Below are 17,938 nucleotides of genomic sequence, written 5' to 3'. Positions count from 1 at the left end.
CTGATTCCGGGCTTGCCGGGTCAAGCCCTCATGGATGAGGTGCAGTCCATGGCCCACAGTTCCGAATTGGCCGAACTGGACAGGCTGCTGGCCATCCGCCGCTGTTTCGAGGAGGTCATCAACCTGCTGGAGGGACCCAGCTCCGTCACCGAGGTTCAGCTGGCCCAGGGCAACATCCCCGCAGAGCTTCGACCGCGCTTCGCGTTCCTCGATGACTTGAAGGAGCTGATCGGATCGGGCCTTGAATGCGTGGTGGTGTATGGCTCCAGCGTCAATAGTGAGAACTTTGCCGACTATGACCTGGTCCTGGTGGTGAAAGAACCGGAAGCCGTTCTGCGCAGACTCCATGGCACCTCTCCCACCTTTGCCGGCAAGGAACTCAATGTCGGCATTTACTCGGCCGAGGAACTGTGGCGCATGCAGTGCCTCTCGGGCGACAACCTTGCCGACTACGGCCTCTGCATCTACGGCGAGACCCGCCTGCCCGCCAAATCCACGGCCGATTTGATGATGCGCAACCTCAGCTTCGGCATGGTGCGCCAACGCCAGCAGCTGGGAATGATTGGCCCGGCGCTGGCGAATCAGTCAAGTCCCGGCGACGACCTCCACAACCTCTTTGAGTACTTTGTTAAGATTCCGGCCAACATCGCCAAGGGAACGTTTGGCGCCATGAATCAACGTCTCACCAAGGACGAAGTCCATGAATGGCTGGAGTCACTCTGCGGCTTCCGCACCCTTGAGATGCAGCGCCTGGCCAAGGATGGCGACCCGGGGCGGGCGCTGGCCGAATCCGCTGTCGCAACGGGTGCTGCGCTGCAGGCTCTGAACGAGCGTTTCAATGTTGTCCGCCCGCAAGCGTGACCTGAGAAAAGGAGATCTCCCATGCCCACATCCACACTTCGCAGGAGCCCGGCGGCCAGCCTCATCCTTGACCAATGCCTTGACCTGAAGCTGGAGGTGCAGCTGCTGTCCGCCACCCCGAATCGGGTGACGCTGAGTGGGCCCAGTGGTGAAGCACTGGAGGTAGACCTCAACCACCAACGGTATTCGTTCATGGACCAGATCCTGCAGCAGATCCAGTTCGACTTCTCCACGCTACCGGTGCTGGTGGTGGGCGACAGCAAGGAAATCCGCCTCCTGACACCCAAGATCGCCCTGGCGAGGCTGCTGCCCACGTTGTATTCGTTCACGAACAACAGATACGGAGTGGTCGAGGGCACCGAGGAGATCCGGGCACGGTTCTCGGCCGAAATCTTCCGGTCCATGGCATTGTCACCGGGCGCCTACCAGCTCTCCTCGGCTTTTCTTTCCTTGGTGGAATCGCCTGTCGGCCCGCTGCTTGCCGAGCGTCGCGTGGAGGTGTGCAACCTTGAAACCCGGGTCAAGCGCTACCACATTGGTTCTCCCATCCACCGGTACCTTTTTACCGAGGAGCATCCCACCGTGGCCGGAGCTGCGCTGCAGCGCTGGGACCGGTTTGCCGAACCACTTGTTTGCTTTGATTGGCGGCATCCGCTCACGGATCGCCAGGGCAACCGCCTTGCCGACGAGCCGCTGCCCGACGACTATGCGGCGCTGTGGACCAGCGACGTCCAGCGGGCTAAGCGCCTGGCACGGGAGACGTTTAGTTGGTTGGAGGACTTTTTCACGGCCGGCGGACTGAAGCTGATCGATATTTGCTTCTTCATAGACCAAAGTAGCGGAACCATCTACGGGGAAATCAGCCCTGACTGCATGCGGGTCAGAACCCATGCGGCCGACGATGCCGACGCGCTAGACAAGGATCAATGGCGCAGCGGCGGCGATCCGGACGTGATCCTGGAACGCTATGCCCGCCTGCACACCATGCTGTTCGAACCAACAGCCAGCAGCCACCAGCAAGTCGCAAAGGAGATTCCATCATGAGTACGTTGACCATCAAGAACACCCGGACCAAGGTGTCGCCCGGGGGTGTCATCACGTTGCCTGTGTCTGCACGCAAGGCCCTGGGGATGAAGCCCAAGACCGGCTCCCGTGTAACAGTGGCCGTCAAGGGGAACGCTGTCCTGCTCGCCCCGGCGACGGTCGACGGCGGATTCCGGGTTTCGCCCAGCGGCCAAATGGAGGTACGTGGCGAGGCATTGAAGGTACTTGAAGGAGGCAAGGCACGGCACTTCTACCTGGAAGTCGATGACGAGTCGCACACTGTTGCGTTGCATCCATGGGAGTAACGGACAGGCCGGTCCCGGCCACTCGGGGCGCGATTGGCATCGACGGTCACGATGGCACCGGCAAGACCACCATTGCCAAGAACGTCGCTGCGCGGCTGGGCATGTCCTACCTGCGGCCCTTTGGCGGGAGCCGCGGGCAGGACCTGACCCGCGCCAGCCAGTCGGGGGACACAAAAGAAGTGCTCCGTATTGGTGCCTTAGCCCTGGAACAAGCCGTCCGGTCTGCGGAAGACTCCGGGCCCGTCATTTTGGACAGGTCCTGGCTGACGGTGGCGTCCCTTGTGGACGACAGGGTTTTTCATGAGCGCTGGACCCTGTGGATACCCACCATCTTGTGCTGGGCAGATCTTCCCACCACGCTAGCCAGGCTGGCGCAGCGTGATGAGCCGGACGAATCTGTGGCTGCACATCGCTACTACATTGCTCGGTACAAGGAGCTGGCCGCCGCCAACGGCTGCCCCATCGTGGACACCTCACAGTCGAGTGAAGCGGAATCAATTGCTGAGATGGCTTTGGCTGTTCTCGCATTGCTCAACAGCGCCGAGCTGTAGTTCGCGCCTCGAGTGGACTAACCGAAGCCCTTGGTGTGGTGCTATTCGCAGTCATTGGTCTGCTGCGCCGGCGAAATCTGAGGCTAGCCGTTGTACTCGATGCACGTCTTATACTTTTCGCACACCGCCTCAGGGGCCAATACGGGGTCCGGGGAAGATCGGTACGGAAATTCACGCTAAGGGGTCTGCTGCCTGTTGAATGGGTGGCATGGCGGTCGATTTTCTAAGTGATGAGCAGGCCGTGGGGTTCGGCAGATTCCCCGATGAGATATCGGCGGAGGACCTGGAACGTTTCTGTTGGTTGGACGATGCCGATTTATCGGTGGTTGGTTGCCGCAAGGGAAAGCACAATCGTCTGGGATTCGCTGTCCAGCTGATCACAGTGCGAGTGGTGGGGCGGTTCCTGACGGATCCGCTGGCCGTCCCGTGGCCGGTGGTGGAGTCCCTGGCCGGGCAGCTAGGCATTGTGGATGCTTCCGTTCTCAAGCTGTACACACAACGGGGACAGACCGGTTACGAGCACGCTGCGGAGATTTCCGCCGTGTACGGGTACGTGGAATTCGCTGATCCGGCCAAGAGTGAAGAGCTAAGACTGTTTCTTTCGGCCCGGGCGTGGACGTCGGCTGAGGGACCGGTTCGTTTGTTTGAACGGGCGGTGCTCTGGCTGCGTGAGCGCAAGGTCCTGCTCCCCGGGGTCTCCACGTTGACCCGACTGGTTTCAGAGGTCCGTGCCGGATCAAATGACCGCCTCCATTCCATGCTGGTTGATGCGGCCGGACCTGCTTTGATCCTGGAATTGGAAGGCCTGCCTCGCGTTGGGGAGGGGTCAAGGCTGACTGCGTGGGAAAAGCTGCGGACCGGACCCTCGAGGGTATCGGTGCCGGAGTTGCTGCGGCAGCTGGACCGACTGGCACACCTGCGCGCTTTGGGCGCGGGGACCGTTGAGGTGGAGACGATCCCCGAGGGCAGGATGAATGCCCTGGCCCGCTACGGTTTGGCGGGTAAGGCCTCATCGCTTCGAGGACTATCGGGCCAGCGCCGGGGTGCGACACTGCTTTGTGCCGTGCGCGCCTTGACCTCGGAGGTTGCCGATGATTTGTGTGATGCCCTGGATGCCATTGTCACTGAACGCGTTCTCCGCAAGGCTGCCAGGGAATCCACTGCCGCCCGGTTGAAGTCCCTGCCGCGCCTGTCGAGGGCCTCGCTGCAGCTAGCAAAGGCAGCTAAAACGCTGGTCGAGGTTCTGGGAAATGCGGAATTTTCCAGCGCAGAGGCCGCCTCGGCGCTGGCCGATCAAGTTTCCCTGCCCGAGCTACGCGCCGCGGTGGACGTGGTGAACGAATTGGTGAATCCAGAAGGCACCGAGGGGGGACACCGCGGCAGAGATGCTGCGCAGGTTCAGCACCGTACGGTCTTTCCTGCCGGCGTTGGCCGCGGCGGCACCCTTTGGGGCCACCGCGGGCGGGGCGCCAACCCTGGCGGCATTGACATCCCTGCCGGAGATTTTGGATGGCCGTAAAAAGGATCCAGGCGAGGTTGATCTGTCCGTGCTCTCGCCGGCATGGCAACGCCTCGTCACAGCTTCGGAAGACATCAATCGCAAGGCCTACACGGTGGCGGTGATGGATGCCGTCCATAAAGCGCTACGGCGCAGGGACATCTTCGTTGTGGGAGGGCGTCGCTGGGGAGATCCCAGGTCGCGGTTGCTGACAGACCCGGCCTGGCAGGCAACCAAGAACGAGACATTGAGGGCACTCCAGTTGCCAGAAGAGCCCGCGGACCACCTCAATGGTGTCCGCCACAGCTTGGACGCCCGATATCTGGCTGCGGCAGGCCAACTGGCCGATCATCCTGCGGTACGCATTGACGAAGCCGGCAAGGTCCATCTCTCTCCTTTGGAGGCCAAAACGGTACCGGAGTCCTTGACACAGCTGCGGGGATTGATCTCTGGGATGCTGCCGCGGGTGGACCTGCCCGATGTGCTGCTGGAAGTGCATTCCTGGACGGGGTTCCTCTCGGAATTCAGCCACGTGTCGGAGGCCTCCGCGAGGATGGGTCAGCTCGATGTCTCCGTCGCCGCCATCCTGGTGGCCGAGGCGTGCAACGTCGGGCTGACACCGGTAGTCAAGGACGGCCACCCCGCACTGACTCGTGGACGCCTGACACACGTCGATCAGAACTACGTGCGCGCCGATACGCTTCGCGCGGCCAACGCCCGGCTGATCCAGGCCCAGTCCGGTCTTGGACTCGCACAGCGCTGGGAAACCGGCCTGCTGGCGTCCGTAGACGGGATGCGGTTCGTGGTGCCGGTGTCCACCGTCTACGCAGGGGCGAATCCCCGCTACTTTGGCCAGGGCCGCGGCCTGACCTGGCTGAACTATCTCAACGACCAAGTCTCCGGACTGGGTGCCGTCGTGGTCCCGGGAACGGTCCGCGATTCACTGCACATTCTCGATGGTCTGCTCGATCTCGACGGGGGCCAACGTCCCGAGATGGTAGCCACCGACACGGCCTCCTACTCGGACCAGATTTTCGGGCTCTTCACCCTGCTCGGATACAGGTTCTCGCCCCGGCTGGCAGGGTTGCCGGACCGGCGGTTCTGGCGCATCGACACCACAGCGGACTACGGGGAGCTGAACGCGGTGGCCGGCCGCAACCGAATCAACATGGATCTCATCACCGCCAACTGGCCGGACATGCTCCGCCTTGCCGGATCCCTGACTGCAGGGACCGTGCGTGCCTCTGAAATCATGCGGGTCACCCAGGGCGGCGGGACACCAACCCTGCTCGGACGAGCGTTGGCGGAGTACGGCAGGATAGCCAAGACCGAGCATCTGCTGGACTTCATCGATGTTGATGAGGGATACCGCCGGCAAATTCACACACAGCTGACGCTGCAGGAATCCCGGCACGCCCTAGCCAGGCTTGTTGTTCACGGCAGGAGGGGACAGATTCGCCAGTCCTACCGGGAAGGCCAGGAAGACCAACTCGGAGCACTCGGTCTGGTCCTGAACGCGGTCGTTCTGTGGAACACCCGCTATCTGGACGCCGCACTCACCGAGCTCCGCCACCGTGGAACCGATGTTGCGGATGAAGACATGCAGCGACTTTCCCCTCTGGTCTCGGAACACGTCAACATGCTGGGCCGCTACTCATTCGCCACGAACTCCACCGGCACGCAACTTCGACCCTTCCGAAACCCCGACGAGGACCGAGAAGCCTGAACGAAGCAATACTGCACTGACCGCTACCTGCCCGCAGTGGAACCTTGCGTGGGACAGGCAGGCTCCGAGTGGCGTCAGATGCCAACTCTCCGAGGTGGAGGGCAACGGCGGTTAGTCTGGGAGCGTGGATATTCGAGCCATACTATTTGACCTGGACAACACCCTGTTCGATCACCGGACCTCCGCTCGTGATGGCGTGGCGGCTTTCGTTGGGAACTTTGGGGTGGAACTGACACCCGAGCTTTCGAATTCATGGTTTGAGATTGAACAAGCCAGTTATGACCGTTTCCTATCAGGTGAGCTCGACTTTCAGGAACAGCGCCGAGAACGACTCCGCCACTTTCTTCCCCTGATAGGTCAGCAAAATTCCGTTGGAGCCGCCGCTCTTGACGAAACGTTCGCTGTCTATCTGCGTAATTATGAGAATGCCTGGACGGCATTTTCAGACGCGGTACCGACCCTGAAGTCTCTGCGAGGTTGCGGCATGACGATCGGCGTTGTCACCAATGGAAATCACGAGCAACAGGCAATGAAAATCAGCAGGATCGGTCTCGAACCTCTCCTTGACCTATTCTTCAGTTCTGAACAAATGGGCCATGCCAAACCGGAAGCATCAGCATTCATCCTGCCGTGCGAGAGCCTGCAGCTGCCACCAAGTCAGGTCCTCTATGTCGGTGACAATTACCGCGTGGACATTGAAGGGGCACGATCCGCCGGGCTACAGGCCATTCATCTCAACCGTGAGGCCACCGATCAGCCGCAGACTCTGCGCTGCCTGACAGACCTGGTTCCGGCGCTGAACCTCGAAACGGCTGCGCCGTAACTGGAACGCTTTACGGGATCAGGTATTTCACCCGCTATCGGTGAGGATCGCCCAGCGGCCCTGACTCGCCAGCTGATTTGCGGGGGCCTGTGAGCTGTCGAACACGTCAAGTCAGCGCTGGTCCTGCTGCGCGATTCCCTGCAGAACCTGATCAACCAACGCCTCGACAGCAGACCTGTCCAGAGACCCGTGCCCGAACAACAACCGCAGGTACACGGGTCCGTACAAGCCGTCGAGCACGCCTTCGAGGTCGAGATCAGCGCGCAGTTCACCACGCTCAATGGCGCGGATGAGGACCTCGCGCCCCACAGTCCGCCGCGGCTCAAGCCAACCTGACCGGAAGGCTGCCGCCAGCTGAGTGTCATGCTGGGCCTCGCCCAAGAGCGCGACAGCCATTTGCCCCAGACTGGTTTGTCCGAGTACGTGCGCGAGAGCGGACACCTGTGTAACAAGGTCATCGCGCAGGGTTCCACTGTCAGGAAAAGCAAGGTCACCTTCGACCACCGACAAGAACGCTTCCAGCAGGATTGCTCCCTTGCCCGGCCACCACCGGTAGATGGTCGCTTTACTAGCGCCAGCCCGGTCGGCGATCGCATCGATGGTCATGCGTGAGTATCCAGATTGTTCGAATAACTCGATCGCTGCCTTCAAAACCGCCTCCTGCGTGCGTGATGAACGCCGAGACGGAGGGGTCGGCTTCTTGCGGTTTGGATCGGTCACAACACAAGTCTAACGAAACGAAACGATTCGTGTAGGCTGTGAACCGAAACGCTTCGTTTCGATCCATTTGAAAGGGCCACCATGTCTCAGATCGCCGTATTTATCACGCACCGGACCAAGCCTGGTCAACGCGATGCCGTTCGTGCCATCTGGCAACGGCACATGGCCCCGGCCGTTCAGGCTAACGACGGCCACGACGCCTACTTCTACTGCGTCGACCCCGCCGCCCCAGACGTCGTGTGCGCCTTCCAGTTGTACCGCGATGCCGCCGCTTCCGCAGCTTTCCTGACTACTGCCGCCTACAGCGACTACGAAGACGAGGTCACCCCTTTGCTCCTTGGGCCCCCTGACGTCAAGCAGCTTGTCCCCGTCTGGTCCAAGGCGTACCCAAGTAACTAGTGGCGAGATCTTTCGTTCGACTGGCTGCCCGTAAGGCGGTCCGGCTCCGGGCTGCTGAATCGCCCTTAGTAACGACGGCGGCGAGATCGGGGCTCTTGTCAGCAGGGGGAACGCTCTACGGACGCGTTCGAAAGTAGGCGCCACATTCTGGTCCATCAGTACTCTCGCTGACATGTAAGGATGAATCCATGACTTTAGAAACCTTCACCTTGTCAGAAAAGAAGTTCTATCTACGCAGGGCTGTTGAAGAAGACCTCAACGCACTTGTCGAGCTTTTATCCAACGACCCTATTCGGCAAGCAGAGAATTCGGCGGCACCTGAGCATCGCGTTCCGTATCTGGATGCCTTTCGGGCGATCGACGCAGACCCCGCGCAGTTGCTGGTCGTTGTGCTCGACGAGACGGATGCCGTCGTGGCAACCATGCAGTTGACCGTCATTCCGGGCCTCGCGCGATCAGGCGCGACTCGACTGACCGTGGAGGCAGTCCGGGTAGACGAGCGGCTGCGTGGCAACGGACTCGGCTCAGAGATGATGAAATGGGCCGTCGAGGAGGGCCGTCGGCGTGATGTTGCCTTGGTCCAGTTGACCAGCGACAAAGCCAGAGAAGATGCGCATCGCTTCTATGAACGCCTCGGCTTTTCCCCATCTCACGTGGGGTTCAAATTGGCACTCTAGACAGCACACCAAAGAGGAATTTCGGGGCAGTAGTCAATCGACCAATGCCCCGAATGGGTGTTCCCCATAAACGTTGCCGGAGCGTCCCAGAAGCCGGTCCTGCAACGGCCGGTTGGATCACTCAAAGCATTGACGGCAACGAGATCGACCGGGATGTCCGCAGCGGGAACCTTCACCGGGCGCTTTGCCTGTGGGTCATGCATGCCGAGAACGGTGCCCGAAGGATCTTCGTCCACAGTGACCGCTGGTGTGCAGCGCCGGTTGAGGAGCTGAACTGGTTTTCTGCGAGATCCAGGCTTTCTTCGATAAGCGCATCATGCATGGGTCGGAAGAATAGTGGCCAAGTTAGCTTCGCCACTCCGCTTGGCGACAGGGAAAGCTCGTGTCGAAGCAACGTTGAATTTTCCGAAAGGCTGCTGGCAGTGAAGGAGTGGTGGCCGGTGAAGCCTGAGGGGCCGGTGAATTGAAATTCGAGCCTTCGTCCGGGTTCGTACGCGGTCACGAAATAACGCACCGGCCCATGCCCTCCTGCTGCCCCAATGTTGAGCGGCCGATCTAGGCGCATTGCTGGCCATTCGCTCCTGGGCCACAATCGATCATTCTTGCTCGCCAGCGAGTCAATGAGTATTCCGACTTCGTTGACGGGAGCCGCAATTACGCGCCGGTGTGTGTTGTAGACCATAGGGCAAGAGTATCTATGATCTGGTCCTGCACGATCGGGTCCAGCCGCGAGAGGCTGTCCGTTTGCCAACGCCTTGCGGGACTAGGCGGAGACGTCTGATGCGTTTCTTTCCAGTGAACGGATATAGGCAGCGTTCCCACTGATCGCTGGTTTGTACCTATCGATGTCTGGTGTGCGAACGAAGTCCACTAGCAGGTCCAGCAGGGCTGCAGCGGCCGCATCTAGTTGGCCTGCGGCGTGGAGAGTAATTGCTTCAAAAGCGCCCAGGGCAGGCGACTCTGGAAATGTGTTGCGAGCCATTGCGAAGACCTCGAGGGACTTCTCGTATTCGCCCACGTTCCGCAACGTTGAACCGTACTGAACATAGCAACGGCGCAGCAGATCGCCTTCTAATCCCGCAGCGAGAGCACGCTCATAGAATCCCCGGGCCACTTCTTCCTGGCCATCGGTGTCGTACGCCCCTCCTACCTCGTATAGCACTCGTGCATTCTCGGGATTGGACATATAGAGAGGAAGCAACGAATCTATGGTTGGCTGCATGTTGTTCCGGTCTCTGGCGGCGAAAATTCGGTCTAGCTCATCATCTAAAGTCATGACGCTCACTCTGCCATAGACAGTCCCGTAAGCCGGTCCTGCAACGGCCGGTTGGATCACTCAAAGCATTGACGGCAACGAGATCGACCGGGATGTCCGCAGCGGGAACCCTGGCTGGGACGGAAGATTCAAGATCCCTGCCATTAAATGTGGGCTCAGCACTCGGCATCGATGGCAGGGACGTTGACCGGCAGTGAGGAAAACCGGCCCCGGGAATTGCCTCAGCCAGGAAGGAGCGCAGTGCCTTCCATGAAGCGAATACAACGCCCCGTCAATATTGTGCGTTCACCCGCAAACTCGATGGGCACCGTTCCGCCGCGGGCCGATGCCTGACGCGCCATCATCTCCTGCTTACCGAGGCGTTCGGCCCAGAGCGGGGCGAGCTGGCAGTGGGCGGACCCGGTGACGGGATCCTCGGAAAGCCCGGCCCCAGCCCCCAGTCCCACATCGGTGTGTTGGGTGCTAGAGGAATGGGCGCAGTGGGATGATGACGGATTCACTGAATCGTGCTATCCAGGGACGGGTGCTCCATTCCTCCAGCGTGAGTTCGTGGCTGTTGCGACTGTCGAAGTCGAAGACGTCCTCCATGTTGGTGGCGAAGGCCTCGTCGTGGATTTCGAGATTGGTTTCGTAGTTGCCGGTCAAACTCAGGCGGTCGATATTTGCTGTGCCGATGGTTGACCATTGGCCGTCGATGGTGGCGGTTTTCGCGTGAATCATGGCATTACGGTAGAGCAGGATCCGGACACCAGAGTCTAACAAGGACTTGTAGAAGCCGCGCGATAGCCAGTCGGAAAGGACATGGTTGGAATCGCGGGGCAGGATCACTCGAACATCTACTCCGCGTTCGCTGGCTTCGAGTAGGGCCCTGAGGATCTGCTGGTCGGGAATGAAATAGGCCATCGTGATGTAAATATGTTTCTCGGCCCGGCCGATCGCGTCGAGGTAGATTCCCCGGATCGGGTAGACCAGGCTGGCCGGAATATTGTTGGTCGCTCGAATCCTGGACTCCCAGGTCCCGGGTGTCGTGTGGGGAATTTTCGGGTTTCGGCCGGGAAATTGGCGGTTCCATACCGAGACGAAAGCGTTGCGGATATCCCATACGGAGGTCCCGGTGACCCGAAGATGGGTATCGCGCCATTCGGTGGCGTAGAGGGAGCCAATGTTGTAGCCGCCCACAAAACCTGTTTCGTCGTCGACAATGAGTAGCTTGCGGTGATCCAAACTTGTGGAGCGGATGGTGCCTAGCAGAAGGGAGGGTCGAAACATGGGGAATCGATAGACGTGGACGGAGGGATGGAACTTGAAAAACGCGCCAGGTACCACGAGGTTGGCAAAGACGTCATAGATAATGTAGACCTCCACTCCTCGCTCTGCAGCTTCGTTCAGTGCGTCCTTGAACTGGAGACCGGCTTCATCGTTTTTCCAGATGAAGGTTTCGATAAAAATCTGTTTCTTGGCACCGCGGATCGACTCGAGCATGTCGGCATATAGGTCAGCGCCGTAGGTGTACAGCTTGATATTTGACTCGGCGATACTGCTGTGAAAAGTGCCTGGATGGGGGAACCCGGTTCGTTTAGACCGGGACCGGCGTTTGATCGCATCCCACAGAACAAGGCCGGTTATCACCGAGCCTTGAAGGGCTGTCACCGCGATGGCGGTCCTCAGGACGGTTTTTTTGGCTGCCTCAACGGCAGGAGTGGGCAGCGCTTGATCCATGATCACAGCTTAGCCCCACCTACCCAGAAGCTTGCTGGCACCGTCAGGCACCAATCCGTGACTTGCCGTATCTGCTCTCGCCGGCGCCGCTAGCCCAATACTGCGCCTCCAAATCGAAAATGCCCAGCCTCCGGCTCAACTCATGGCCGTCCTGGCATTTTCCGTCCTTCACGATGGTCGTGGCGTGCCGGGCCCCAACGTGGGCTGCGAGAACAAACTCCTCATTTCGTTTCGGCGATGGGTTGCTCTTTTCAAAGGGGATGACGCCCTTGGGTTCGAGGTCGGCCTCTGTTGTCACGTGGACGGTGAAAAGCAGGTTTTTCAGTCGTAGATGTTTGAAGATCCTATTTCGGGGAATTGTAGTGTTTGAGGCTCGAGGCGCCCCTGCCGCGTAGCCCGTTAGCAGAACTTAGTGAGGGTCCTTGGGCCCAATACACTTTCGTTCCTTGAAGGAGACAACCATGGGTGTCGCAGATAAGTTTGAGAACAAGGCCGAAGAACTCAAGGGCAAGGCCAAGGAGCACATCGGTGCAGCCACGAACGATCGCGATCTTGAAGCCGAGGGCCAGGTCGACCAAGCCAAGGCGGGCATCAAGCAGGCCGGTGAGCACGTCAAGGATGCTGCCAAAGACGTCACCGAACACTGAGCCCCGCGGGGACATCTGGGCGGGCCCGGATTCGGCCCGCCCCCACTCGCCCTTAGAAGGCGAACCAAAAAGGAGTTAGTTCATGAGTTTTATCGCGTTCCTGATACTAGGACTCATCGTCGGTGCAATCGCGAAAGCCATCCTGCCCGGCCGTCAACGTGGTGGCATCCTGATCACTATGCTTCTGGGAGTCGTGGGCGCCCTGCTTGGTGGATGGATCGGTGGGGCGATCTTCGGCGTCGGGCTTGAGAACTTCTGGAGCCTTCAAACATGGCTCGTTGCCATCGTGGGCTCACTGGTGGTCCTGGGCGTTTACGGCGCCGTCGTGCGCCGCCGCGCCTAGGAAAGCCGACAGGCCGGCACGGCAGCAAACGACGAGTTCGCAATGAACTCTCACGACCTGCAGCTGCGCCCCGCACCATCGCAATCGTGAAACACGGCCCGGCCAATGTCCTCTACGAAGGACACGGGCCGGGATCACGATAATTTGTATCCAGCGTAGTCGCCTACATTACCGGAGGCTCGGTTAGCCGCCGCCCGAGCCTGCCAAGCAACTGCCTGAGGTGTCGGGAAATCTGCATTTGGCTGACACCGAGTTCTTGGGCGATCTGCCCCTGTGACAACTCAAGGACGAAGCGCAGATGCAGCAGCCGGCGGTCTTCCGTGCTAGCGTCCCTGAGAGCCGCTTCCACGGTCAGCTCTTGCTCTATGCGTTCGTAGGCGGGCTCATCCACCGCCAGAACGACCTCGTGCACTCGGCCCTCGTTGCTCGATGAAGGGTCATTTTGTTCGACGTGCTGGGCAACCATGGCCATCTCGGCGAGCAAGGCGAGGGTCGTTTCCTTCACTGATATGCCGGCGGCCGTACTCAGGTCGGCTGTCGATGGGTCACGGCCCAGGCGCTGCGTCAGTTCGGGGCGTATGTGCTTGATCTTCAGCCTGGCCTCCTGGGTTGTCCTCGGTGGCCGCACCGCCCAGGAATGATCCCTGAGATGTCGCTTCAGCTCGCCGGTGATGGTTGGCACGGCAAAGGCCACGAACCCATGATTCCCTGCCTCGCGGTACCTGCTGGCGGCCTTAACGAGACCGAGTCTGGCTACCTGCTGGAGGTCTTCGGCCTCACACCCCGGGGCGCGATAGCGGCGCGAGAGGGCGTCGGCGAGACCCATGAACTGAAGCACTAACTGATCGGTACTCATTCCGGGTTCTAACTGTCCGGGACCTAGCGGGTGAGAAATGCTGATAGACGAAGGCCCGGGTGCTGACTCCTGCAACGCAGTGCCGGGATTCGAGTCACGGAACCGTGGAGAAGTTCGGGTCTTTTCTGTGCTTGAAGCCAGATTCATTTTACGAAGTCCCGGGCTTTGAATTCGGGTATACATGAGGGCGGGCCCGTTAGTCACGGTCAGCGGACTGCCTGACGGATCGCGGCGAGCTGATCATCAGAGATGAGGTATCCGTCCCAGCGGCAAGTGTTACCCGGACGGAAAACCGTCTCGTCAGGAAAGGCCCTGTGACGGTGCCTGCCGGAAGCTACAGCCCACACCACCCGAACGCGGTTCCCCTGGCGGGCCACCATGTATCCGTGAATCTCAATACCGGCTTCGATGACCACCACCTTCGTGGCCCTTGACGGCAAGTCAGCCGATGATCGAGCAGGGGCAAGCTCAGCCTGACCCGGACGGGCCGGTTGCATCGCTGTCACCTGCACTCCTTGACCTCCGCGTCATCAGCGGAGCAAACGGTGGTCGCCGTCTCCGACATATGTAAAATGCCAGGGCTTTTGAACCCGAGTCCATGCCCGTGCAGCGCCACCACGATGGTTTGCTCGCGTCGGGCGAGCGCTGCGATGTATGAGGGGCTCGTGGCCGTTCTGTGCTCGTCTTCGACCAAAGCCAGCTGCACGATCAGTTCCCGAACGGTCGCGTGGGAGAGATCGCCGTCCTCCGGCGTGGTGAGATTCATGGTTTGGGTTGCTTCCATTCCCGAAGCCTATTTCGCAGAGGGGGTTGACTTCTTCACCCCTAGGGGTGGACTTGTCTGCCCACAAGTGCCTTACAGTGGGGGAATGGAAAGCCTTCGCATCGCCCTGGTGGATGACTATGAAATTGTGCTTCGAGGGCTGGAGATGATGCTTCGTTCTTATGGGGACACGGTGGAGGTAGTCGAACTGGACCTCAACCGTAATGTGGATACACCTGTTCATCTCACGCTCTACGATACTTTTGCCGCGACCCCCGGAGACGGTGCGGACGTCCACGAACTGGCGAGCAATCCGCTGGCTGGCAAAGTCATTGTCTATTCCTGGGATCTCGATGAAACACGGGTCCAGGCGGCACTGGCGAACGGGGCCAGCGGATATCTATCTAAGGGCTTGCCCGCAGCCCGACTGGTCAGTGCGCTCCACGATATCCACCGGGGAGAAGGCAAGGTTTTTCCCGGACCCAGTGGCCAAGCGAAATCCAGCCTGGGCGATTGGCCAGGCCGCGAAGAAGGCCTCACTCAAAGGGAGGCCGAGGTGTTGGCACTGATTACTCAAGGTTTGAATAATGCCGAGATCGCCGACAGGGCTCGGTTGTCAATCAACACCGTCAAGACCTTCATCCGCAGTTGCTACCGCCGCATCGGGGTAACTGACCGCTCCAACGCCATCCTCTGGGGCCTTGAACACGGTTTCTTTCCTGATCATAAACGCGTTCAACCGCGCCGATGAGTACCTGTCATTTTCCGAAGCTAAGTGCACAAATGTTAGAAGGCTTCTTCGCTCGTCTGATTTTTCAGAAGGGCAGTCCACACAATTTCAGAAGCCGGCAGCACCGCCCTCCCATACCGCAGGGGAACCTCTAGCGGGACAACCTTCGCCAGAATTGTTTCGAACCGACTACTGGACCCGAAAACTATTCGTTGTGACAGCAAATCTTTCAAGATCCAGCATCGCTAATTTGGCGCCGATCGGCACAACTCTCTAATGGATTCGATAGTCTCGTACTCTTGTGGCTGCGGCGCCTGAGACTGGTGTGTTCCGACACCAGGTTGCGGTCGCGCGATTCGTTCTCTGCGCGAGGGCTTCGACGTCAGTCGGGGATGTAGGGGCTGATCTCCAGCTGGTCAGCTCCGTGATCGTGCAATGCCTCGACGACACGCTGTGTGGCGATGAAAGCATAGTTCTGATATGGCTGGCCGTAGAGGTTCTGGATGTCAGACCCCGGGGACGGATCGGTCGCGAAGCCGGTGTATCCCTCGACAGGCGAGCCGGCGTGGTCTCGAACCTCGACCTCGAAGGTTCGGTAACCGGTGACCTCAGCTGCGCGAAGTGCCTCGATGAAACGAGTGGAGGCAATCTTCAACGCGTTCCCACCGGTCCACAGCAGGTCACCGTACTTCTTGCCTCCGTTGTAGGGAGCAAGCCATACCGGGAAGGGAAGTTCTTCAGGACGCCAGTCCTCGATGAACGGGTAGACACTGGTGACACCGTCGGGCATGTACCAGGGTTCTCCGGTGATCTTCGGCTTACCTTGTCCGCAGACGGTGAGTCACACGTCGGTGCGTTTTGATCTGGCCTCTATGCGCACCCACTCGGACATACGCTCGCCTTTCATCAACGGTAGTAGTTCGAGTATATGACCTTCATCGACGTGTTGAACTGAAGGATGACGGTCGCTCCCGCGTTCGGTGTGGATCGCAGCGATAAATGGCGGCTTTTTCGCAACGCTGAATGTCACCCCCCTGGTGCCCGCAAGCCGAACCTTCACCGGGACGGCTGATGCTTTGGCTATGCCCTGTCGGCTAGCTCTTTCATCCGCAGACGCTGCTCTTTCCACTGATCGGGCGTGAGGTCGGGAATGTTCGGCGCGGATGGGCGCAAACCGATGAAGCCGTCTAACTGCTCGCGCACGATATCCAAGTGTCCGGCATGACGGTGAGACTCGGCGATCATATGCACCAGGAGGCGTTCCACCGTGGTGTGCCGATGCTTTATCCACCACGGCACCACGGCAGGGGAATCCAGTTCCAATTCGTCGAGCACTGCATCGGCTGCGACGGTTGTCTCCCGATAGATCTTTACCGCATCGACAAGCGTCATATTTGGCGGCGGGAGAAAGTCTGCCTGAGCGTCCTCGGCTTCGATGATGCCCCGGATAACGGGGTCCTCAATTTCCCGTCCAAGACATTCAATGAAATATTCGGATTCGGTGACGGCCAGATGGAGCAGTAGGCCCATGACATGGGTGCCTGTTGGAGTCAAGGGAGAACGTGCTTGGGCATCACTCAAGCCCTCACATTTCCACAAGATTGCTTCGCGGGCATCGTTCAGATATTCACGAAGCTGTGCCCCGCTGGCGTTTTTATCAATTGGCATGAACTGAGTCTAATGTTGCTGTCATTCTCAGTACCCGTCTGCACAAATTTCAGCAGTCGTCTGCACAGCCCTCGCCTGTCCGGAGGGGAACGGTATGCGGGACGTATCGAGCTGCTGCCTCAACGCTCGTATGGTGCAAATGAATTCAAGACATGAAGATCAGAAACCTACCGCACCATTATTGGGCTGTTTTCAGAGTGGTACATCGAACCGGAGCCTCCTACCGTTCAGTGGCAGCTGATTGGTGGCCCCTCTAATAGATCTGATTTGTATGCGCCGAAAACGCGCAGAACACCACCATCTGAAGCCCATTTCATCGCATAACTGCCGGCTTCAATTGGCCGGCCCCCATCGTCAACGCTCCACTGGCCCACCCGCCGTCCGATCCCGAAGGCATTAACGGCGTAGGCCTCTCCACTACCACTCATGAGGAAAGAGGATTCTCGTGCGACCACTCGGCAGCCGTCGGGACCATACGGACTCAAGACGAAGTTCTCAGTATCCATAACCATGTCCACCGCCATGCCTATGGCGCTACCTGCCCCGACGACAGCGAGTAGCAGGGCCAGCACCAAGGACCGCAGCCAACCGCCCGAACCACCCCGGGCTTTGGCCCGCAGACGCAGGAGTATCAGGGCCGCCACAAACAATGCGCTGCTGAGCATCCAAGCACGGACTATGTACGAGCCAACGACAAATATCCAGCCAGTCCAGGACGCCACAACGACCAAGGCGCCGAGCAGCAGGCAGCAGACAATGGCCCAGTCCATACGCAAAATGATGGAGGGTTTGCGCTGCTCGAGGTTATTCATCAACGGAGTCTATCTGGGGTCGCCAACAACGCTAGGCAGAACGCCTATTACCGGAGTACGGCCAAACTAGAGGACTATTGCGAAAGTCTCCAATGCGGCATTAGCGTCCCCGCAAGGGGAACCTTGACCGGGCACATTATGAACGGAACTTCTGCGATGACGGTGACGTGCCCGCTGAGTGGCGCTGGCCGTCATATACAAAGCTGGAGAGCAGTAGCTGGATCGGGCGTTCCAGTTCGGCTTGGAGTCCTTTGAGCGTCGTCGTTTCGGATTGCCGCCGACGTCCGTACAGGCGGTCAAAAAGGAGTCCTTCGAGGACAGCAATCAGGTCTGCTGCGGCTTGCTGTGGTTCATGCACGCCGAGGGCTCGGAACAGGGTGACTGCTCTCTCGTAGGAGAACAAGCTCCCGGAAAGAAGGTCAGCGAGTTCGGGATCTTCGGCGGTCTCAACGATCAGTGCGTACCGAGCGCGCGAGTGTCCTCGTCGCTCGTGGAGGAGCAACACGAGTTGCGACGCAAT

22 protein-coding genes and 1 pseudogene are annotated in these 17,938 nt (G+C 59.5%); 11 read left to right on the top strand and 12 right to left on the bottom strand.

The genetic code is table 11. From position 1 onward, the window contains the following. Positions 1–48 precede the first annotated feature (48 nt). The 6 genes and pseudogenes from ACX80E_RS06290 (at position 49) to ACX80E_RS06265 (ending at position 6,808) form a co-directional block, all read left to right on the top strand. Positions 49–861 carry a hypothetical protein gene (locus tag ACX80E_RS06290; RefSeq protein WP_459301050.1) on the top strand — a complete coding sequence of 271 codons (813 nt, stop codon included), beginning with the start codon at positions 49–51 and terminating at the stop codon, positions 859–861. 21 nt (positions 862–882) lie between these two features. After that, on the top strand, positions 883–1,905 hold the full coding sequence (locus tag ACX80E_RS06285) for a phosphoribosylaminoimidazolesuccinocarboxamide synthase (protein WP_459301049.1): 1,023 nt from the start codon (positions 883–885) through the stop codon (positions 1,903–1,905). Beyond that, a complete protein-coding gene (locus tag ACX80E_RS06280; RefSeq protein WP_459301048.1) occupies positions 1,902–2,210 on the top strand; it encodes an AbrB/MazE/SpoVT family DNA-binding domain-containing protein in 309 nt (102 codons plus the stop codon). Before ACX80E_RS06285 ends, ACX80E_RS06280 begins: the two co-directional genes overlap by 4 nt. After that, positions 2,201–2,761 carry an AAA family ATPase gene (locus ACX80E_RS06275; RefSeq protein WP_459301047.1) on the top strand — a complete coding sequence of 187 codons (561 nt, stop codon included), beginning with the start codon at positions 2,201–2,203 and terminating at the stop codon, positions 2,759–2,761. The genes ACX80E_RS06280 and ACX80E_RS06275 overlap by 10 nt, the downstream gene beginning before the upstream one ends. 208 nt (positions 2,762–2,969) lie before the next feature. After that, positions 2,970–5,985 (top strand): annotated as a pseudogene (locus ACX80E_RS06270) (Tn3 family transposase). A 124-nt stretch (positions 5,986–6,109) separates the two neighbouring features. After that, a complete protein-coding gene (locus ACX80E_RS06265; protein ID WP_459301046.1) occupies positions 6,110–6,808 on the top strand; it encodes an HAD family hydrolase in 699 nt (232 codons plus the stop codon). Positions 6,809–6,919: 111 nt separating this feature from the next. On the opposite strand, the gene ACX80E_RS06260 is transcribed toward ACX80E_RS06265, so the two are convergent. Continuing rightward, complete coding sequence (locus ACX80E_RS06260; protein ID WP_459301045.1) at positions 6,920–7,528, bottom strand: TetR/AcrR family transcriptional regulator; 609 nt, start codon at positions 7,526–7,528, stop codon at positions 6,920–6,922. A gap of 81 nt (positions 7,529–7,609) precedes the next feature. Between ACX80E_RS06260 and ACX80E_RS06255 the strand changes: the two genes are divergently transcribed. Together ACX80E_RS06255 and ACX80E_RS06250 are read left to right on the top strand one after the other, a co-directional pair. Continuing rightward, the gene (locus ACX80E_RS06255; RefSeq protein ID WP_459301044.1) at positions 7,610–7,927 is read left to right on the top strand and encodes a putative quinol monooxygenase; all 318 of its coding nucleotides are present in this window, start codon (positions 7,610–7,612) and stop codon (positions 7,925–7,927) included. 188 nt (positions 7,928–8,115) lie between these two features. Beyond that, entirely contained in the window at positions 8,116–8,604 is a 489-nt protein-coding gene (locus tag ACX80E_RS06250; RefSeq protein WP_459301043.1) for a GNAT family N-acetyltransferase, read from the top strand. A 763-nt stretch (positions 8,605–9,367) separates the two neighbouring features. Here ACX80E_RS06250 and ACX80E_RS06245 read toward each other — a convergent pair. The 4 genes from ACX80E_RS06245 to ACX80E_RS06230 form a co-directional block, all read right to left on the bottom strand. Next, positions 9,368–9,880 carry a tetratricopeptide repeat protein gene (locus ACX80E_RS06245; RefSeq protein WP_459301042.1) on the bottom strand — a complete coding sequence of 171 codons (513 nt, stop codon included), beginning with the start codon at positions 9,878–9,880 and terminating at the stop codon, positions 9,368–9,370. Positions 9,881–10,101: 221 nt separating this feature from the next. After that, the gene (locus ACX80E_RS06240; protein WP_459301041.1) at positions 10,102–10,326 is read right to left on the bottom strand and encodes a PhzF family phenazine biosynthesis protein; all 225 of its coding nucleotides are present in this window, start codon (positions 10,324–10,326) and stop codon (positions 10,102–10,104) included. Between the two features lie 16 nt (positions 10,327–10,342). After that, a complete protein-coding gene (locus tag ACX80E_RS06235) occupies positions 10,343–11,599 on the bottom strand; it encodes a phospholipase D-like domain-containing protein (protein WP_459301040.1) in 1,257 nt (418 codons plus the stop codon). Between the two features lie 43 nt (positions 11,600–11,642). After that, entirely contained in the window at positions 11,643–11,897 is a 255-nt protein-coding gene (locus ACX80E_RS06230) for a hypothetical protein (RefSeq protein ID WP_459301039.1), read from the bottom strand. Between the two features lie 163 nt (positions 11,898–12,060). Here ACX80E_RS06230 and ACX80E_RS06225 point away from each other — a divergent pair, with 163 nt between their 5' ends. Then, positions 12,061–12,246: a CsbD family protein gene (locus ACX80E_RS06225; protein WP_459301038.1), complete on the top strand. Its 186-nt coding sequence runs from the start codon at positions 12,061–12,063 to the stop codon at positions 12,244–12,246. A gap of 82 nt (positions 12,247–12,328) precedes the next feature. After that, on the top strand, positions 12,329–12,589 hold the full coding sequence (locus ACX80E_RS06220) for a GlsB/YeaQ/YmgE family stress response membrane protein (RefSeq protein ID WP_103467564.1): 261 nt from the start codon (positions 12,329–12,331) through the stop codon (positions 12,587–12,589). A gap of 163 nt (positions 12,590–12,752) precedes the next feature. Here the strand turns inward: ACX80E_RS06220 and ACX80E_RS06215 are convergent, their stop codons facing one another. The 3 genes from ACX80E_RS06215 to ACX80E_RS06205 form a co-directional block, all read right to left on the bottom strand. After that, positions 12,753–13,445: a sigma-70 family RNA polymerase sigma factor gene (locus ACX80E_RS06215; protein WP_459301037.1), complete on the bottom strand. Its 693-nt coding sequence runs from the start codon at positions 13,443–13,445 to the stop codon at positions 12,753–12,755. 206 nt (positions 13,446–13,651) lie between these two features. Further along, entirely contained in the window at positions 13,652–13,951 is a 300-nt protein-coding gene (locus ACX80E_RS06210; protein ID WP_459301036.1) for a hypothetical protein, read from the bottom strand. Further along, a complete protein-coding gene (locus ACX80E_RS06205; protein ID WP_459301035.1) occupies positions 13,948–14,229 on the bottom strand; it encodes a hypothetical protein in 282 nt (93 codons plus the stop codon). Before ACX80E_RS06205 ends, ACX80E_RS06210 begins: the two co-directional genes overlap by 4 nt. A gap of 85 nt (positions 14,230–14,314) precedes the next feature. On the opposite strand from ACX80E_RS06205, the gene ACX80E_RS06200 reads away from it, so the two are divergent. Further along, entirely contained in the window at positions 14,315–14,959 is a 645-nt protein-coding gene (locus ACX80E_RS06200; RefSeq protein ID WP_459301034.1) for a response regulator transcription factor, read from the top strand. A 361-nt stretch (positions 14,960–15,320) separates the two neighbouring features. Here the strand turns inward: ACX80E_RS06200 and ACX80E_RS06195 are convergent, their stop codons facing one another. The 4 genes from ACX80E_RS06195 to ACX80E_RS06180 all read right to left on the bottom strand — a co-directional run. Then, entirely contained in the window at positions 15,321–15,728 is a 408-nt protein-coding gene (locus tag ACX80E_RS06195; protein ID WP_459301033.1) for a hypothetical protein, read from the bottom strand. A 290-nt stretch (positions 15,729–16,018) separates the two neighbouring features. Continuing rightward, positions 16,019–16,606, bottom strand: coding sequence for a DinB family protein (locus ACX80E_RS06190; protein WP_459301032.1), 588 nt, complete (start codon positions 16,604–16,606; stop codon positions 16,019–16,021). A gap of 227 nt (positions 16,607–16,833) precedes the next feature. Further along, positions 16,834–17,418, bottom strand: a complete 585-nt coding sequence (locus ACX80E_RS06185; protein ID WP_459301031.1) for a hypothetical protein — start codon at positions 17,416–17,418, stop codon at positions 16,834–16,836. Positions 17,419–17,554: 136 nt separating this feature from the next. Beyond that, on the bottom strand, positions 17,555–17,938 hold a 384-nt coding region (locus tag ACX80E_RS06180), incomplete at its 5' end, for a hypothetical protein (protein ID WP_459301030.1).

This window comes from Arthrobacter sp. TMN-49 (assembly GCF_054511095.1).
The sequence above is the reverse complement of the archived record's forward strand: the minus strand, read 5'-3'. Positions and strand labels throughout refer to the sequence as shown.

Coding starts and splice junctions, on each gene's coding strand:
- ACX80E_RS06200 (WP_459301034.1), top strand. CDS start 14,315: ATGGAAAGCCTTCGCATCGCCCTGGTGGATGACTATGAAATTGTGCTT.
- ACX80E_RS06290 (WP_459301050.1), top strand. CDS start 49: ATGGCCCACAGTTCCGAATTGGCCGAACTGGACAGGCTGCTGGCCATC.
- ACX80E_RS06235 (WP_459301040.1), bottom strand. CDS start 11,599: ATGGATCAAGCGCTGCCCACTCCTGCCGTTGAGGCAGCCAAAAAAACC.
- ACX80E_RS06255 (WP_459301044.1), top strand. CDS start 7,610: ATGTCTCAGATCGCCGTATTTATCACGCACCGGACCAAGCCTGGTCAA.
- ACX80E_RS06185 (WP_459301031.1), bottom strand. CDS start 17,418: ATGAATAACCTCGAGCAGCGCAAACCCTCCATCATTTTGCGTATGGAC.
- ACX80E_RS06280 (WP_459301048.1), top strand. CDS start 1,902: ATGAGTACGTTGACCATCAAGAACACCCGGACCAAGGTGTCGCCCGGG.
- ACX80E_RS06225 (WP_459301038.1), top strand. CDS start 12,061: ATGGGTGTCGCAGATAAGTTTGAGAACAAGGCCGAAGAACTCAAGGGC.
- ACX80E_RS06205 (WP_459301035.1), bottom strand. CDS start 14,229: ATGGAAGCAACCCAAACCATGAATCTCACCACGCCGGAGGACGGCGAT.
- ACX80E_RS06250 (WP_459301043.1), top strand. CDS start 8,116: ATGACTTTAGAAACCTTCACCTTGTCAGAAAAGAAGTTCTATCTACGC.
- ACX80E_RS06195 (WP_459301033.1), bottom strand. CDS start 15,728: ATGCCCGACGGTGTCACCAGTGTCTACCCGTTCATCGAGGACTGGCGT.
- ACX80E_RS06190 (WP_459301032.1), bottom strand. CDS start 16,606: ATGCCAATTGATAAAAACGCCAGCGGGGCACAGCTTCGTGAATATCTG.
- ACX80E_RS06285 (WP_459301049.1), top strand. CDS start 883: ATGCCCACATCCACACTTCGCAGGAGCCCGGCGGCCAGCCTCATCCTT.
- ACX80E_RS06245 (WP_459301042.1), bottom strand. CDS start 9,880: ATGACTTTAGATGATGAGCTAGACCGAATTTTCGCCGCCAGAGACCGG.
- ACX80E_RS06215 (WP_459301037.1), bottom strand. CDS start 13,445: ATGAGTACCGATCAGTTAGTGCTTCAGTTCATGGGTCTCGCCGACGCC.
- ACX80E_RS06220 (WP_103467564.1), top strand. CDS start 12,329: ATGAGTTTTATCGCGTTCCTGATACTAGGACTCATCGTCGGTGCAATC.
- ACX80E_RS06275 (WP_459301047.1), top strand. CDS start 2,201: ATGGGAGTAACGGACAGGCCGGTCCCGGCCACTCGGGGCGCGATTGGC.